General features: G+C 68.4%; 12 protein-coding genes. 6 read left to right on the top strand and 6 right to left on the bottom strand.

Features of this window, described 5'->3' with window-relative positions; genetic code table 11:
• From AOM03_RS10705 to AOM03_RS10695, 3 genes are all read left to right on the top strand, one after another.
• Positions 1-1,050 carry an endonuclease/exonuclease/phosphatase family protein gene (locus tag AOM03_RS10705; RefSeq protein ID WP_062381216.1) on the top strand — a complete coding sequence of 350 codons (1,050 nt, stop codon included), beginning with the start codon at positions 1-3 and terminating at the stop codon, positions 1,048-1,050.
• A 113-nt stretch (positions 1,051-1,163) separates the two neighbouring features.
• Positions 1,164-2,102: a hypothetical protein gene (locus AOM03_RS12750; RefSeq protein WP_156157724.1), complete on the top strand. Its 939-nt coding sequence runs from the start codon at positions 1,164-1,166 to the stop codon at positions 2,100-2,102.
• Between the two features lie 80 nt (positions 2,103-2,182).
• The gene (locus AOM03_RS10695) at positions 2,183-3,991 is read left to right on the top strand and encodes a GmrSD restriction endonuclease domain-containing protein (RefSeq protein WP_062381212.1); all 1,809 of its coding nucleotides are present in this window, start codon (positions 2,183-2,185) and stop codon (positions 3,989-3,991) included.
• Between the two features lie 70 nt (positions 3,992-4,061).
• Here the strand turns inward: AOM03_RS10695 and AOM03_RS10690 are convergent, their stop codons facing one another.
• The 6 genes from AOM03_RS10690 to AOM03_RS10665 form a co-directional block, all read right to left on the bottom strand.
• Complete coding sequence (locus AOM03_RS10690) at positions 4,062-6,026, bottom strand: AAA family ATPase (protein WP_062381210.1); 1,965 nt, start codon at positions 6,024-6,026, stop codon at positions 4,062-4,064.
• Positions 6,023-9,355, bottom strand: coding sequence for a DEAD/DEAH box helicase (locus AOM03_RS10685; protein ID WP_062381208.1), 3,333 nt, complete (start codon positions 9,353-9,355; stop codon positions 6,023-6,025). The genes AOM03_RS10690 and AOM03_RS10685 overlap by 4 nt, the downstream gene beginning before the upstream one ends.
• A gap of 503 nt (positions 9,356-9,858) precedes the next feature.
• Positions 9,859-10,128: a hypothetical protein gene (locus tag AOM03_RS10680; RefSeq protein ID WP_156157723.1), complete on the bottom strand. Its 270-nt coding sequence runs from the start codon at positions 10,126-10,128 to the stop codon at positions 9,859-9,861.
• Entirely contained in the window at positions 10,125-10,403 is a 279-nt protein-coding gene (locus AOM03_RS10675) for a type II toxin-antitoxin system TacA family antitoxin (protein WP_062381204.1), read from the bottom strand. Before AOM03_RS10675 ends, AOM03_RS10680 begins: the two co-directional genes overlap by 4 nt.
• Positions 10,404-10,609: 206 nt before the next feature.
• A complete protein-coding gene (locus AOM03_RS10670; protein WP_062381202.1) occupies positions 10,610-11,209 on the bottom strand; it encodes a hypothetical protein in 600 nt (199 codons plus the stop codon).
• Positions 11,206-11,865, bottom strand: a complete 660-nt coding sequence (locus AOM03_RS10665) for an NUDIX hydrolase (protein WP_227589972.1) — start codon at positions 11,863-11,865, stop codon at positions 11,206-11,208. The genes AOM03_RS10670 and AOM03_RS10665 overlap by 4 nt, the downstream gene beginning before the upstream one ends.
• Before the next feature lie 77 nt (positions 11,866-11,942).
• On the opposite strand from AOM03_RS10665, the gene AOM03_RS10660 reads away from it, so the two are divergent.
• The 3 genes from AOM03_RS10660 to AOM03_RS10650 all read left to right on the top strand — a co-directional run bounded on the left by AOM03_RS10660 (position 11,943) and on the right by AOM03_RS10650 (position 16,980).
• A complete protein-coding gene (locus AOM03_RS10660; protein WP_062381199.1) occupies positions 11,943-12,938 on the top strand; it encodes an ADP-ribosylglycohydrolase family protein in 996 nt (331 codons plus the stop codon).
• Between the two features lie 255 nt (positions 12,939-13,193).
• Positions 13,194-14,789 (top strand): hypothetical protein, encoded by a 1,596-nt coding sequence (locus tag AOM03_RS10655; protein WP_062381197.1) that lies wholly within the window; start codon positions 13,194-13,196, stop codon positions 14,787-14,789.
• Between the two features lie 433 nt (positions 14,790-15,222).
• Positions 15,223-16,980: a DUF262 domain-containing protein gene (locus tag AOM03_RS10650; protein WP_062381195.1), complete on the top strand. Its 1,758-nt coding sequence runs from the start codon at positions 15,223-15,225 to the stop codon at positions 16,978-16,980.
• Positions 16,981-16,989 lie beyond the last annotated feature (9 nt).

The raw sequence follows: 16,989 nt of genomic DNA, 5'->3' as shown, positions 1-16,989 counted from the left end.
GTGACCGCGTACACGATCGCCTCCTGGAACATCCAGGCGATCCGCGGCGCAAGCGACGAGCGGCTGGCGGCGATCGCCGATGCTCTCGCCGCACACGCGCCGGACGTGGTCGCGCTGCAGGAGGTCTCAAGTCGCGGCGCGACCTTCGAGCGGCTCTCCGCACACCTGACCCGCGCGGGGCTCCCGTTCGCGCACTTCAGCGGGCACGGCGCCGCGGACCATATCCGACGTGACCGCCGCAAGCGGTACGGCAACGTCATCGCGAGCAGGTGGCCGCTTGCGCCGGTCGCCCGGCCCGTCGAGGCGCCATGGCCTCAACTGATCGCCGCGGCCGACGTCGAGGTGCCCGGTCATGCCGTCCGGGTTGTCTCCGTGCACGCCCCGAACGCGGCCGGCAATGGCTGGGACAAGGTCAGGACCCTCGAGGCGCTCCACGAGGGCCTCCTCGCCGTGCCCGGCCCATGCATCGTCGTCGGCGACTTCAACGAGCCACGCACGTTCGTACCGACGCTCCAGTCGTTCCGCGCGCTCCCCGACGGCACGGTGACCGGCGACTGGACCGACAGGTTCGGCGAGACGGACTCGCGTGCCCGGTGGCAGGCGGCCGTCGAGAGCCTGCTGGGGGACGATGCGGCGGTCGCCCAGGCCCGGTGGCCCGGCCGGCCTGCGACGAGGCAGGCGGGGGTCGAGCCCGAGCCGACGCACGTCGTGCGCGGCGGCGCGGCTCGATGCTTCGACCACACTCTGGTCTCGCCGCCCGTCCGGGCGCTCAGCGTGCGATACGACCACGACGTCCGCACGGGCGACGCGCCGCTCAGTGACCATTCGCTGGTGGTCGCCGAGATCGCGCTACCCGACGTGCATTCGCGTCGCACGGACCGCGTGGGCGCGGTCGATACTCCCTACGGCCGCATCGTCTGGGTCGACGGGCCACTGACCGACGGCACGCGCATCCAACTCGACCGTGCGGGGGAGTGTCCTCCGCGGGAGCTGTTGCATGGCAGCCTGATCGCGCACACGAACGGAGCCGTGCTCGAGTACCTGCCGTGAGCAGCGGCTCATCGAGAACGTCTCGGTCCGCGCCGGGACGTCGGACGGGTCTCGAAGGCTCGCCCGGCCGGTACCCTAGGTGCCACGTTTCTTCCGTCCACCTTGAGGTACCCATGACTGCAACGGCGCCGTCGCCACTGCCCGACGAGTTCTCGCATGAGGCGCGAGCGAGGCTGAGCAACCGCGCGTGGCGTCTGAGGAACTCGTGGTGGATCTTCCCGTCCCTGTTCAGCCTTGGACTCCTGAACTGGCTCGGGTTCCTGGTGGCTGGTATCCGAACGGCAAAGCCCAAGTACTTCCTCTTCGGTGGCATATGGATCGCCGTCTTCTGGTGCGCGATGTTGACGACGGGGGCGGGCCTCGTGCCGTTGGGTGCAGCCCTGTTTCTCGCCTTCTGGTTCGGCCCGGTGATCCAATCGACCGTGATGAATGGGCGCTACCTGGCTGAGCTCGCCGAGAGGCTCGCTCAGAGACAAAACGCAGCTGCGCCGGCCCCGCCGACTACCGCCGGTGCACCGCCGCTCGCGGCGTCACCGGCCTATGGCCCGCCACCTGCGGGTCGGCATGAAAGCACCCCGCCGGCCCCCGCTGTGCTCGCCGCCCCTGTGGTTCCGGTGCCTGCGGTTCCCGTTCCAGCACCCGGCGCGCCCGCCCCGAGCGTGGTGCCGCCGACTGAAGAGGCACCCGCACCGTCGCCCGCCGCGGCGGCGCCCGAACCTGAGCTCGCCGTACGGCGGCCTGCGAGCGTGCCGACAGAGGGTCCGTCCACGCCCGCGCAGCCGGTGCGCACCTCACCCCGGCCGTCCGACGAGTTCGACGGCCCGCTGCCGGAACCGCCCGCGCCGCGAGACGACGGCACCATCAACATCAACCAGACCACCGCGGGCCAGCTCGCCGAGCACGCCGACATCGACCCCGAACTCGCGCGGTTCCTGGTGACCATGAAGTACGTGCGCGGCGACTACGGGTCGATGGCCGAGGTCAGGACCGCCGTAGACCTCTCGGACGACGAGGATGCACGTCTCACCCGGTCCCTCCGGTTCTCGGCGTAGCCGCCGACGGCCCGATGTCAGTCCCCACCCGCACGATCACACTCGCACGCCACACCACCACCTGAGGGGAACTCCAGCACATGCTCGCAAGCGGCAAGGTCGAGGGACTCGGAGACGCGATCGCGCGATACGCGCAGATCGAGGTTGCCGAGTACCAGCGCAACTACGCATGGGGCAATGCCCAGATCGACGAGCTGTTCGAGGACCTCGTCGGCACGGCGGAGACGGGACAGCGTCACTTCGTCGGCACGCTCATCCTTCAGGACACCGAGGACGAGAAACACTGCGCCGTGGTCGATGGGCAGCAGCGGCTGACCACCCTGTTCATGCTGGCCTCGCGTCTGCGCGACGAGGCGACCGCGCTTCCCTCGGCGGTTCTCGACCCGGTGCGTCCCGGCGGGCGCCCACGCGACGTCCTCAGCCAGATCGAGGACTTCATCTACGCAAGCCACGACAGCGCCGACTCTCGTTTCAAGACCAACCCGATGCTCCGGACCATGTTCGAGGAGCACGTGCACGCGTCTCCCAGGGACCGTCGACCGATGCCTCGGTCGGGCATCTCGCTCACCCTGGCGCTTCGCCGGGGCTACTACCGCCTCCAGAAGCTGGTCCGTGAGGACCTCGAATACCGAGCCACCGACGCCGAGCGGCTTCAGCGCATTGCCACGCTGTTCGACGCGCTGCGTAACAACCTGCTCGTGCTATGCATCAGCACGTCGGCGCTGGCGGAGTCGCTCGAGGTCTTCATGACGCTCAACAACCGTGGTCTGCCGCTCGGCCCCGCCGACATCGTGCGTGGCACCGTGCTTCAGCACATCACCAAAGACCTGCCCGAGGCGCAGGCGCAGGACGAGCACGTCACGCTCCTGCAGCAGTGGGAGGACCTGAACAGGGAGGTCGGCACGGCGGCCGTCGACCAGTACCTCCGCCACTACCTCGTGTCGACCAGCCCTGAGAAGGTCCAGAAGAAGGCAGTGCCGACCATGGTCGAGCGCCGGATCGCCGACGACGATCCGCTGGTCGCGCGCGCCAACGCCCTCGCCTTCTGGCAGGACCTATGCGACGAGGCCAGTGTCTACGGCGACCTTCTCACCCCGGCGATGGGCGGCGACACCGAGTACCACCTTCAGGTCCTCGCGACCCTGGCCGACTCGTACCGCGTGATGGCGCTGGCCGCGCTGAGCGACAACGTCGCGATCGCGTCCGAGGACCGCGCCGAGCTGGTGCGTCTGTGCAACGTGCTCACCGTCCGCTGGTTCATGGCCGGCCGCAACGCCCAGGAGCTCGAGACTCGATTCCAGGAGGTCGCGGTGGCGCTTCGCGACAGCCACCACGCCGCGGCAGCCGTCCAGGCGCTGCGAGGCCTCGCGACCTTCGACTTCGACGCGCAGACCTACATGCGCGAGCGTGGCAGCGGCGTCGCCCAGCCTCGCGCGATTCTTCACGGAATCGAGCGCGCGCTCGCCCAGCGCGTCGGCGAGGACGTTGTGCCCTTCGACCCGAAGAAGCTGTTCATCGAGCAGGTCGCGCCCGAGCGCGTGACGCCTGCGTGGCGGGCCGAGGTCTTCGGACCCGACGGCGAGGAGTACGACGGCTACCAGGCCATCGTGACCGCGGTGGGCAACAAGACGCTCGTCACCAGCCGCCACACCAAGACAAAGGACACGCCGTTCGCGGAGAAGCGGGCGCGTTTCGCGACGGCCAAGCCTCTCATCACCCGTGACCTCGCCGATGTTCCGGAGTGGGCGCACTTCACCATCGAGATGCGCAACGCCTGGCTCGCCGAGATGTTCGGGCTCATCTGGTCCGTCGACCCCCGCACGGACCGTGTCGAGCCCTTCGTCGCGTGGGCCCAGGCCAACATGCGACGAGGTGCGCGGGCGCGCTGACGCGCCCACACACCTCGCTGGCGACGGCAGCGGGAAGGGACTCGAGAGTGAAACCCTTCCCGCCGCCGTGTCAGGTCGAGGAGTCGCCGAGCGCGGCAGGGAGCTTGCGCGCGTGGACGATGCGCAGCTCGCGGTTGGCTCGCGTGAGGCTGGTGTAGAGCAGACCGTGCCGGCGGAAGTTCTCCGGGAAGCGCGACGGCTCGACCACGACCACGGCGTCCCACTCGAGGCCGCGCGCGTGGTCCGGATGGACCAGGTCGAGCGTGCGGCCGTCGAGGTGCCAGCGGTAGCGCAGGTGCGGATCCTTGGTCCAGTTGCGCTGACGCAGCACCACCTCGGTGGCGGGGCCCTCCACCCCTATGATCGCGACCGTCCCGTCCCGGTAGGTGCGGGACAGGTCCGAGGCCTGTGCCACGGCGTTCTCGTGGAGCGCGGACTCGCTGCTCGTGACGACCCCGACGGGCGGTCCGTCGGTCTGGATTGATTCGAGCTCGCGATCCGCGTGCCGCAGGAGCCGGTTGGCGTACTCCATGATGGTGGCGGTCGACCGGTACCCGTTGCTGATGGTCACCACCGGCGCGCGCCCCGACGCGTCCAGGATCGACAGTTTCTCGGCGACGTCCTGCCACGACGGCAAGGCGGCGTCCGAGCGCCGCTGGTGCATGTCACCGAGCAGGGTCCAGTGCTCGGCGGGGTTGAGGGCGTCGATCATCGCCCACTCGACTGCCATGACGTCCTGCGCCTCGTCGACCACCACGTGATCGAACGTCGGCAGCTCGTCGGGCCTGCCGACGTGAAGCCCCAGGCAGGCGATCAGCGGCGCGTGGTTGCGCATGGTCCGTGCCTTCTCATAGGGCGGCAGAGACGCAAGGTACTCGCGCCAGTGCGGGTCGGTCGTGATGACCTGACCCTGCTCGCCGTTGGCCCGCAGCAGGCTGTAGGCCGCCTTGATGAGGGTGGACCGCTTGGGCACCAGCCCCTTCCGGAGCCGCAGCACGTCGACCGCGCGCTCGGCGAGGAACCAGAGGTCGTACGACCCGTCCTCGGGTCGAGTGATGGCCTTGCCCTCGGGCACCTCGAGCAGCCCGGCGGCGATCGCGATGATGCGGCGCAGGGAGAACGCGGTGACCGACGCCGAGCCTCCGGTGAGGTGTGAGATTGCTCCCGTCACGTGGTCGACGTACTCGTCGGTCGGTCCCACGATGAGCAACTTGTCTACCTTCGCCCCGTCGGCCGCGTCCGCGTTGTACTCGGGCGACGTGAGATAGGCGGCGCGATGCACTGCGATCACGGTCTTGCCGGTGCCCGGGTGGCCCTCGACGATCAGGTGCTCGCCCGCAGTCCAGGAGGCGAGGTTGTACTGCTCTGGCTGGAGCGTGGCGAGCACCGGCGCAAGTCCGTCGGTCCGGGGCCTCTGGAGCCGCTTGCGCAGGATCTCGCCGCCGCGGAGGTCGCGTCGGCGGGGCCGCTGCCGCGTGGGCCGCTCGCTCTCCCCGCCCGCCGGCTCGGGCTCGGGTGTGTCGCTGGCACGGCCGGCCGGGAACACCGGCATGCGCCCCGCTCCCGGCATCTGCGACCCGGGAGCCTTCGGTACCGCGAGTCCGCGCGCCTGAAAGAGCGGCCAGGGGGCGTCATCGGCGTGCCGAGAGTCCTCGTAGTCCGAGATCTGTTGGCGATCGTCGTGGTCGAACGTCCGCTTGCCCACGACGTGGTCGCAGAGGTGATGCCCGTGGGAGTGGAAGAACGTCGCGGCCACGGGCGCGGCCCAGCTGAATACCGTGTAGTCGGGGTGGTCCAGGTGTGCGGTGCCGATGTAGAACTCGCCGTGCGGCACGTGCTCATGCTCGCCCCGCAGCGCGACGCGGCCGGCGAACAGCCCGAACGGCGCGGGCGCCGCCTCGCGCAGCCCGCGCCGGTGCCATTCGAGATTGCGGGGACGTGCGAAGTCCACCGGGCGATCGTGCTTCTCCTTCACCTCGCGCCGGTACAGGGCTTCGCGTGCGCGCTCGTGCGCGACCACCTGGTCCTTGTTCACGGGACTACCTCCATGACGCACACGGCGATGGGTTCGAATTCGATGGTCGGGGTGGCTTCGGCGTCGAGCCGGTGGAGCAGATCGGCATGCCGCGCGATGGCCTTGCGGCGCATGCCTTCGAAGCCGCGCACCTTCTTAGGGTCGGGGTACTTCTTCAAGGTGGTGGCGATCCGCTGGTCGAACGATGCGAGACGCCTGGCGTGCTGCTGCTCCAACGTCTCGCGGCGCAGCGCGGACGTGGCCGCGTGCTCGCGCGCCACGCGTTCGCCCTCCGTGACGTGGCGCGCGAGGAGCGAGTCCAACGCGCGCTGGGTGAGCCGCGGTAGCCGGCTCGTGTCGAGCGCCTGCACGGGCTCCTCGAGCTCACCGCGCGCGAGGGCCGCGAGCAGCGCGTCGGAGACGGGACCGGCGTCGATCCGGCCCGACGGAGCGACGGCCGTCGCCCACAGCTCGGACTCGTCTCGGGGACGCAGGGTGGCCCGCGCGAGCGCGACCACGTAGGTGCCGGTGGGGACCGTGTCGTCGTGGCGCCGGGCCCGGGCATGGGTGAAGCGGACCTCACGGTGTCCGGGCACCTCCGTCGCAGCCATCACCAGCGGGTTGGTCGCGGTCAGGAGGTCGAAGCGGCCGGTGCGGGCGAGCTCCTGGTCGAGCGCGAAGTGCAGCTCGACGCCGGAACGCAGCGAAGCGATGTAGGGCTCGACCTCCGCACGTGAGCGCCGACGCGAGGTGGACAGCGCCTCGACCCGGCGCGCCATCTCGGCGTTGCCGCGCACCGCGACGGTGCCGCCGTCGGGGGCGACGGTCACACCGGGCGCGTCCTCGATCGCGGCCCAGTCGGCGATCAGGTGCGCGAGCTCGCTTTGGCCGATGTACTTCCCGGTCTTCTCGAGCGTGTCCTCGAGGCCGCTGACGTCGACGTCGTTGCCGACCATGAGCGCGGTCGCGGCGTCGGCGACGTCGGCGAGGCCGGCCCTGTTCTCCTCGACGGCGTTCGCGAACTGATCCGCCTTCTGCAGCCGCTCCCGGGTGTCGAGGCGGAAGTCGAACGCACCCTGCAGGTTGCGCATCTCGCGGTTGACGATCGGTTCGAGCGCGCCGATCGAGTCCTCGAAGATCTCGATCCGGTCGAGCACCCGATGCAGGATCGGCTCATCGATGGTGGCGTCGTTGTGGAAGCTCGCGACCAGCAGCTTGGAAGACTTCTGGCCGATGCGGTCGATGCGGCCGATGCGCTGCTCGATCTCCATGGGGTTCCACGGGAGGTCGTAGTTGATGAGCGTGGAGCAGAACTCGAAGTCCAGGCCTTCGCTCGCGACGCGGTTGGCGATCACGATGTCGTACAGGCCGGCGCGGAAGTCCGCCATGACGCGCCGGCGACCCTCGCGGTCCACGCCGCCGTGAAGCTCCGCGACCCGGAATCGGGAGCCGAGCCGTTGCCGCAGGTAGCGGATGGTCGGTCGGGAGAACGTGAAGACGAGCGTCTGGTGGCCCTCGGCGACCATCTGCTCGAGCAGGGGAAGCAACTTGTCGAACTTGGTGTCGACGCCGGGGGCGAGGGCCTCCGCCGCCTCGACGAGCGCTCGGTGCGGCTCGACCAGGCGCGACTCCGCGAGCGACTCCACCGCTTCGTCATCGTCCTCGAACAGCGCGGGAGTCCATTCGAGGACGGCGAGCCGGGCCATCGGGAGGCATGCGCTGGCGAGCCGCAGGGGCATCTGCATCGCGAACTGGATTGGCATCCCGGCGACATCCGCGCGTGCCTGGCACCACTCCAGATACTCGTCGTAGAAGCGAGTCTCCTCGGCGCTCCACTCCACGCGCACCCACCGTGGGTCTCGGATGGGCTTCTCCTCCTGGACCTCGGACTTCTTGGTGCGCGTGATCACGGTCGAGAGGGTGTTGAGCTCAGCGATCAGGCGTCGCGCCTCGACCACGTCCTTCGGCTCGAGCGAGGACTGCCCGATGATCTCGCGGAGCCGGGCGTAGTCGGGGCGGGCCTGGACGTAGTGGCTGTACCGCGATCGGGGCATGTCATCGAGCGCGGCGCATCGTTCCTGTGCTGTCGCATCCCGATCGGCCAGCAGCCTGCCGACGGCGTTGAGCGCCCGGTTCGGCTCGAGCCTTTCGAGCAGGTCGGTGACGTCGCCCATGTCCTCGGGCACCAGCAGGTCGAGGAGGTTGTAGAGATCGGTCTGGCGCAGGTTGATGGGTGTCGCGGTGAGGAAGACCAGCGCGTTGCTCCACGACTGCAGCTGCGAGCCCAGTTCGTAGGAGCGGGTGCCGGTGTTCCTCATCGCGTGGGCCTCGTCGACGATGATGAGGTCGAGCTCCGGCGGGTCGTCCGCGAGCACGTCGAGTCCGTCCCACGTGCGCAGGCGCTCGAGACTCGTGATGTAGCGGAAGCGTGGAGGCAGGCGGTTCTCGCGGAAGCGCGTCAGGAACTTCTCGAGGCCCCGGGAGTCGAGTTCCTCGAGCTCGAAGTTGAAGCGCTGCTCCATCTCCTGCATCCACTTGCCGAGTAGGGAAGAGGGGCACACGATGAGCGCGCGGTCCGCCTGGCCTCGCGCCTCGAGCTCGGTCCACACCAGGCCCGCCTCGATGGTCTTGCCCAGGCCGACCTCGTCGGCGATGAGCAGGCGGTCCTTGCCGGTCTGCAACAGCTTCATTACGGGCTTGAACTGGTACGGCCGGAAGATCGTGCGTGTCGCGCGGAAGGAGAAGAGCGTGTCCGCGAACCGGCCCTTGAGCTTGGCACGGGTCAGGGTAGCCGCGAAGCGGTCGATTGGGGCCGGCGGTTGCTGGACCCACTGAACCGGGTCGTCGTCCCGCACCGCCTCTTGGAGGCTCGATTCAGGCTCCCAGCGCGTCGACCCTTCAACCGTCACCTTGTACGACCAGTTGCCGTAGGAGAAGCGCCGCTGCGAAGGAACGACCTCGATGCCGGAGGCTCGCCGAACCAACGCCTGCCGCACTTCGAACCGCGGCAGGCTCACGGGGTTCGCCCGTTCCCACCAAGACTCGGCCCACCGCCAGGCCTCCACAAGCGGGTGGCCGTCCTCCAGTTCACCCACCGGCGTGGCGGTGCCGTGTCCGGGATCGCCCCCGAACGGGACGAACAGTGCTAAGGGGCTCTCGATCCCGCCGAAGGTGTAGTAGCCGACCGGAAGCTCGCAGTCAGCGTCACCGAGCCACCGTGCTTCGCCGACGCCCTGCAGTACGTCGTCGAACCCGGTGTCGAGCACGACGAGTCGATCGACCCGGCCGTCCGCGAACATCGCGGGTTCCAGATCGATCGCCGGCGTGTAGGCGAACGCGTCAGTGTGCACGTGGAAGGAGCCTCTCAGGAACGATGCGCAACGATGCGCCTCAAGTTTCGAAGATTCTAGGGGAAGCGAACGGCGCGACAGCGGTACCAAGGTCCGCTCGCGCCTCGCGTGCCGACCGACCCCCCGTCGGTCGAGGACCGGTCCATCCGAGAGCGCGTCTCGGAACGTCGTCGGGGGCGCCGAGTATGTCGCTCGACGATGCGGCTGCAGGGTTTGACGGTGCGATGGCGGAGCCCCTTGCGGGCGCGCTGCCGAGACCCTGAACTGGCGCTCGGCCGACCGGATGCCAAAGCCTCCCGCGTTTGTGGTCCCTCAGTGGGCAGGCGATGCGGCCGGGAGGCGGGGGAATCGGGGACGATGCGGTGATCGAGCGAGGCCGGGGGATGGCCGGTGGCGCTCGCTCGGCAAGGCGCCCGTCCCTTCACGCGCCTCGGTCGCGCGAAAGCTGCTCGCTCGATCTAGGTTTTTGTGAAGGCTGTCTGCTTTCCTCGGACCGACCGTTGTCAGGCCCCCGTGCTCTCCGTCGCGCCGTCTCTCACCACCCGAACCACCAGGTGGACGTCGCCGTGATCGAAATTGACTGGCTTGTCGGGGCGGGCGGAGGCGGCGGCGAGGACGTTTATCGGGATCTCGTAGCCGAGGATGCGATCGGCCTTCACGCGGGCGCGAGCCGCGTAGTACTGCACCGGCGCGATGACGAAGTCCTTGCGCTCAATCGTCTCCGGCGCCTCTGCATGTGAAGCCGCTCGTCCCCACGGCCATCGCCGCGTCACGGTCGCGGTCCGACCGCGATCGCCGGCCGGCTCAGCAGCTCCCGCAACGCGGGGATCTCCCGCGGCTCCGCGTCGAGGGCCGATTCGAGACGCTCCATCTCGGCTGGGGTGATCCGAATGACGTGGGACTCGATCAGCACCGCGCGGGCTCGCTCGAGCGCCGCGCCGAGCACGAAGGACGTCATGTCCTGGCCGTTCGCTGCGGCCGCGTCCCGGATGATCGCGAGGTTCTGCTCGCTCACCCGCATGTTGATGCGCGCCTTCGTCTCGGCCATGGAGGTCCTCCTATGGGCATGATGTACGTCTCTAGTACAGACGCGCCCGGCACATGCGTCAATGCCCGGTGAGTCCACCGGGGCGTCCACGACCGCGAGGACGCCAGCGGCTTGCAGCGCCCTGGTGCGTGCAGGGCCATGTTGCACGCTGGTCTACACCTGCGTGAGCAGGCAACCGAACCGCCGCACCGGCGAGGCCGATTGGCCTACCGCCGGCCACCGTCGCGTTGCGGCAGGTCGGCGACCATCTTCTCGAGTTCGGAGGCTCCGTTCAGGCGGTCTCCGAGGAGGTAGAGCGTCGCCGGCCACGGGTCGAAGGAGAGCAGGTCGTTGCCGTAGTGGTCCTTCAGTGCCTGCAGCAGGCGGTGCGCCGGCTCGGTGCTCTCAAATGCGGCGACCTCGCGCCGGACCTCGACGCCGTTGACGAGCAGCACGAGCATTGCATCGTGGTTTGCCTGCTGTTCCAACTCGAGGGACGCGTGCACTCCGTGGCCCTCGGTTGGGTCGGGCAGCTGGAGCGGCCGCTCCCGTGAGGCTTTGACACGGGCTGCGTGTGCGTCCGCGTCAGCGGCTCGCCGGAGCATGGACCAAGCCGCCTTGTCTCCGCGGTCGGCCGCGGCCTCGATCTCGCTCCTGAGGGGGAATGCCAGCACCGCGACCTTGCTGTCGCAGCGGGGGCACCCATACTCGGCGAGCTCCGCGAACGCCTCAATGACCGCCAGATCTCCACCGAGCCCTGTCCAGCCGCAAGAGCCACAGGTGTACTGGCGAGACTTGGCAGCGAGGTAGTCGTGAGGGTCGGTCATGAGCGGCCTCCTGGTGAGGGGTGGATGAAGAGTCTGGCAGGCTTCCCGACCGTCCCGGACCGCGTCTCGCCCGTATCGGTCAGCTGCGGCTCCATGAGCCGGCGGAACGTGTCCTTCGACTCGCGTCGGCCGGGATCGACGGCACGGTGCAGCCGCTCGAGCTCCAGCAGCGTGAACGGCGAGTCCCCGAGCAGCCCCCACGGGTCCGGCCGCGACGCGTAGTCCGCGCGCAGCCGCGCGACCGCCAGCGCCAGGATTTCCGCGTGGTCGTACGCCAGCGGCCCGACCTCGGCCACCGGGACGATGCGCGGCTCGCCCAACGAGCCGACCGGCACTGCGACGAGGTGGGCGACCGAGAGCACCCAGCCGCGGTCGTCGCGGTCGAGCGCGTCGAACACGTGGAGCTGCTTGGGGGCGAGTCCGCCCAGCCCGGCCTTGTCCGCGAGGGAGCGGCGCACCGCATCGGCCAGGGTCTCGCCGGGGTGGAGGAAGGTGCCGGGTAGGCGGCGCGTGCCCGCCGCGTCGTCCCGGCCGTCCTCGACCAGGACGACGGTGAGCGTGCCGTCGACCACGGTCAGCACCGCGGTGTCGACCGCGATGGAGGGGCGCGGGTAGTCGGTCAGCGTCTTGCCGGCGGAGTCGCGATACTCGGTCACGGCCTCAATATCGCAAGATTGCGCTAACATGTCAATTGGCGCGATTGTGCGCTATCTTTCGATCGAAGGGGACTTCCATGACCGCGAGCACCGTCGACCTGACCCGCCGCGCCGCCGGCGCCATTCTTGGCTCCGCCGTCGCAGATGCGGTGGGAGCGCCGTACGAGTTCGGCCCCGCGCGTCCCCACCTGACGCTCGCCGGAACCGCCGCGGACATGGTGGGCAGCCACACCTGGGAGCCGGGGGAGTGGACCGACGACACCGCCATGGCCGTCCCGATCCTCCGCGCCGCCGCCGACGGGCTCGACCTCGCCGGCACCGAGGCGCAGGACCGCGTTGTTCGCGATTGGCGCGACTGGGCACGCGACGCCAAGGACGTGGGCATCCAGACCTCGGAGGTGTTCCGGGGGATGCGGGGGGACGATGCGGCGGCCGCCCGTGACTCCGCCCTCGCCGTCCACGAGAGCAAGGGGCGCAGCGCCGGCAACGGCTCGGTCATGAGGACAGGCCCGGTGGGGCTCGCGTATCTGGGTGAGGCGGACGGGGTCGCGCGAGTCGTGGCGGCCGCGCGCGGCATCGCCGCGCTCACGCACTGGGAGGCCGATGCTCGCGACGGCGCCGCCCTGTGGAGCGTGCTGATCCACCTGGCCGTCCGCGACGGGCGGGTGCGCCTGGACGATGCGCTGGCCGCGGTAGGCGAAGAGGCCGGCGCGCGCTGGGGTGCGTTGCTCGCGGAGGCAGACGGCGCGGATCCGGACTCGTTCGACGCCAACGGCTGGGTGGTCCACGCCGTCCAGGCCGCGTATGCCGCGATCTGTGCCGCCGGGATCGCGCTCGACGACCCGGCGACGCACACGGCCGAGGCGTTCCTCCGGGTGGTCGAGGAGTGCGTGCGGATCCACAACGACACGGACACGGTCGCGGCGATCGCCGGCGCGCTCGCGGGGGCGCTGTGCGGGGTCGAGGCGATCCCGGCGGGTTGGCGCGAGCTGGTGCACGGGCACCTCGGGCTCGGAGCGGAGGAGTTGGTGGCGCTGGCGGAGGCCGCGGTGCGCGGGGGTGAGGCCGCCTGAGCAGGCGGCCGCGTGGCGGATCTCACGTGCGCATCGGCCGTCGCGGTGGGTCGCGACTGTCATCCTTGTTGAGTGACGCGCTGACGCGCACCCCGGCACATGCGTACTGATATCGATCGGTTGCGGCCGCACGGCTGGGAGGTCAAGTCCCGTGGCGAATCTCACGCAGAGTCGAGTGCCACGGACAGCGCGACACCGAGGTCACCGACGCTAGGGTGGCTCAAAACGCCCACCGTGCAAGGAAAGGCACAAGCCATGGCTGACGACAGGGAGACTGGGGGCCACGAGCCCGCGACCAGCCTTGTAGAGATCGCGCCCGGGACGGCACTGGTGTTCGGCGTGCCGCCCGAAGGATTTGAACTCACTCCGCTCACCTTTGTCCCGCAATCCGACCAACAGGCGATCGGGGCTGCAGTCGCACAGGCGACTGGTGCGGCCAACGTTGCAGCGCAGGGCGTGAATGCCGCGATGCAAGCCCAGGGGCTGGTGCGCCTTGCCCCGGAGACGATGCGCGCGCTCGCGACGGGTGCCAACGTTGTGAAGGATGGCTCGTACAACTTGGGCGTGCTGACCGCACAGAGCGGAAAGTTCGCGACCCAGGTGCGGTGGGCGCCTGCGGCGGGCGCGACCACGGCTTCGATTGTGGCCGCGGCCGGACCAGCCATCGCCATGGCCGCGATGCAGATGCAGCTCAACCAGATTTCCGGCCTGGTCGAGCAGAACCTCGCTGCCACCCGGGAACTGCTGGGCACCATCCGCGCGGAACAGTGGGCGGAACTCCACGGGCTCCAGCGTGCTGTCTCGAAGGCTGTTGACGAGGCGATGCATGTCGGAACCGCGAGTGACGCGGTCTGGGAGAACATCAGGGGCAAGGAGGCGGAACTCGAGACGCAGCGAGATCTCTTCAAGACACTGGTCGCTGGCCACGCGGAGTTCCTCAAGTCGACCCGTGATCACCAGAAGCGCCGCGACTACCTGCAAAACAGTGGCCAGGCGCTCGCGCACGACGCACACTCGCTGATCGTCGCGCACAACGCATGGTTTCAGTACCAGGCTCTGCGCGTCAGCAACGTGCGGGGCAGGCCAGACCCCGACGGCACCAACGGCGCGCTCGTCGAGCGACTCGTGGCTGAAGCCCGTGCGGAATTCGACCGCTCGGTGCAGACCCTTGGCGAACTCCTTGACGACGTGCATCGCGAGGTCAGCATCATCGCGGCGCTCCCAGGCGGCCGCACACTCCCGATCTTCGGAAAGGGCAGCGACGCAAAAGCGGCGGCACAGATTGCAGGTCGACTTGTCGACGTGCTGGAGCAACTGGGTGCGCACTTGGGTGAGCCCAAGGTAGAGGCGAAGATGCCCACGACAGCCTGCGTTGGGTCGGAGCCGATCGCTGACCACGTCCTGCCGGTGATCGGGTGGTCCCTGCGGCGAGGGGAGAAGCTCGAAGCGATTGCGTATGCGAAGGAACTGGTGCAGGGCCGGGAGCGGGATACCGGGGACTCGTTGATCGCCATCACCGACGAGCGAATTCTTGTGGCCAAGCGCGGTGACTTCGACAAGTACGGGAGTTTCGAGCACGAGATCGGCAATGGCGACGTGCGATATGTGAGGCTCCACGACGCTCCGCCCAAGGAGCGCATCGACGTCGACGTGATCACCAAGGATCGCAATCTCGTGTGGGAGTTTCCGCAGTCGATTGTCGCGGCCGGCGGGGTGCTCGCGTTCCTTGCGTTGGTGCAGAGCCGAATCTCGATGCCGAGCGAGGAGAAGAACTCGCTTGGCAAGCATCTGCCGTCTGGTCTCGCGCTACCCCAACTCGAGTCCGGATGGTCCACGTCGCTGGTTGAGTAGGGCGGCGCCGCCGCGAACCTCCGGGATGGACGTCCCGGAGGTTCGACGGACCAGCCCTCCCAGCTCGCTAGTGCTTGTGAGTGCCGACCAGAGCCGATCCGGTACGCGCGCGCATGTGCTCGTCCAACATCTGCGCCCGCGCGTCGAGGAACGCGAAATACTGCTCGCGAATACGTTCGCGCGGCGTCGACTCATCAAACGGACCTGATGACGATGGGCTATCCCCGGCGTCTACTCCGCGAGCGGGCCAAGCGCTCGACGCCGGAACCCGGCCGGGACATCCGGGTCTTCTCATCGGGGCTTCTCTGCGTTTAGCGCCAGCCTTGGGGAAGCTAGACGGGGCCGATCCCCGGCCACACCACGGTGTCCACCAAAGCCTGAGCAGCCCCGCCATCGCTATTGCGTTCGACCAAGTGAAGTAGAATCGCCCCTCATGGGCTACCTGCCGACGACAACCATCGCGTCCACGCTGACCATGATCCAAAAGCAGGAGTTGATTCTTCCCGCAATCCAGCGTGAATACGTCTGGAAGCCAGGACAGATCACGCGTCTATTCGACTCCCTCATGCGCGGCTACCCGATCGGCAGTTTCCTGTCCTGGAAGGTGGAGCCCGATACCGTTCGGCAGTTCCGGTTCTACGGGTTCATGAAGGACTACAATGAACTCACGAACCGGCACAATCCCGGTGTCGACGTTGTCGCGGGCCAGTCGGCCGTCGCGGTCCTGGACGGACAGCAGAGGCTCACCTCGCTCAACATCGGACTTCGGGGTTCCTACGCCTCTCGGCGCAAGTGGGGCCGCTACGGAGATCCAGGCGCCTATCCCGCACGGAGGCTCTACCTCCATGCAGGACGCGAGGCCGAACACAACGACGATGGCCTCGTATACGACTTCCGATTCCATACGAGCGAGGCGCTCGCTGCGATGGACGAGTCCGAGCGGCGGTACTGGTTCCCCGTTCATCGGGTCTACGAAGCGGAACAGCCCTTCGACGTGTTTGGGCTGGCGTCGCAGGCTGGCCTCGGAAACGAACAGATGGTTGGCAAGCGACTTGGTCAGCTTTGGCAGGTCCTTCATGGCGACAACCTCGTGAACTTCTACCAGGAGACCGAGCAAGACATCGAGCGAGTGCTGGACATATTCATTCGCGTCAACTCAGGCGGCACCGTCTTGTCGTACAGCGACCTCTTGCTGTCGGTGGCGACGGCGCAGTGGAAGGAGCGCGACGCTCGGGAGGCCGTTCACGGGCTCGTCGACCGTCTCAATGCCACGGATCCCGGGTTCAACATCAGCAAGGACTTGGTGCTGAAGGCCGGATTGCTCCTCGCCGACGTCTCGGACTTCAGCTTCAAGGTCAAGAACTTCACGGCTGAGAACATGGCGCTCCTTGACGAGCATTGGGACCGCATCGCCGAGTCTCTCGAAGTGGCAACAGGGCTGCTAGCTGACTTTGGGCTCTCGGAGTCGACACTTACCGCCGATAGCGTGCTCATTCCACTCGCGTACTACGTCCACCGTCGAGGCCTCACTCAGAAGTACCGCGAAGCGCCTGCAGAGAGTGGCGATCGCCTCGCGATGAAGCGTTGGGTCCTGAGATCTCTCGTGGCCTCTGGCGTTTGGGGCTCCGGGCTCGACTCGCTGCTGCGAGACCTTCGCGACGGGCTTCGGACCCATGGCGACCGCGAATTCCCGGTCGCCGAACTTGAGCGCCGCATGGCGGCTCGGGGCAAGCCGCTTCAGGCCACGCCTGACCGAATCGAGGAGCTGCTTGCCCGCAACTATGGATCCCGCGGCACTTTCGCCTTGTTGGCCACCATCTTCGACCACGTCGATACCCGCAACGTCCACCACGTTGACCACGTCTACCCGGCTGCGCTGCTGTCGCGAAAGGCGTTGAGGTCGGCGGGCGTCCCCGAGCAAGACTTGGCTCGAGTCGAGGCCATGAGAGATCAACTTCCCAACCTGCAACTGTTGGAGGGCCTGCTGAACATCTCGAAGTCTGATTCCGATCCGGCGTCCTGGGCCGGCTCGTATTTCGCTACGGGGTCGGATCTCGAGGCCTACCGCGCACGAAACCTTCTGCCAGTGCTCCCGTCGTCGGCGGACGACTTCGAGCGCTTCTTCAATGAGCGGCGCGCGATGCTCGCTGCGGCGCTCAGTCGCGTTCTGGGGGCTGTGGAGAGCCACTGATACGTGGGC

The sequence above is a fragment of the Demequina pelophila genome (assembly GCF_000971175.1).
Classification (GTDB): Bacteria; Actinomycetota; Actinomycetes; order Actinomycetales; family Demequinaceae; genus Demequina; species Demequina pelophila.
This window is presented reverse-complemented; position numbering and strand designations above follow the sequence as displayed.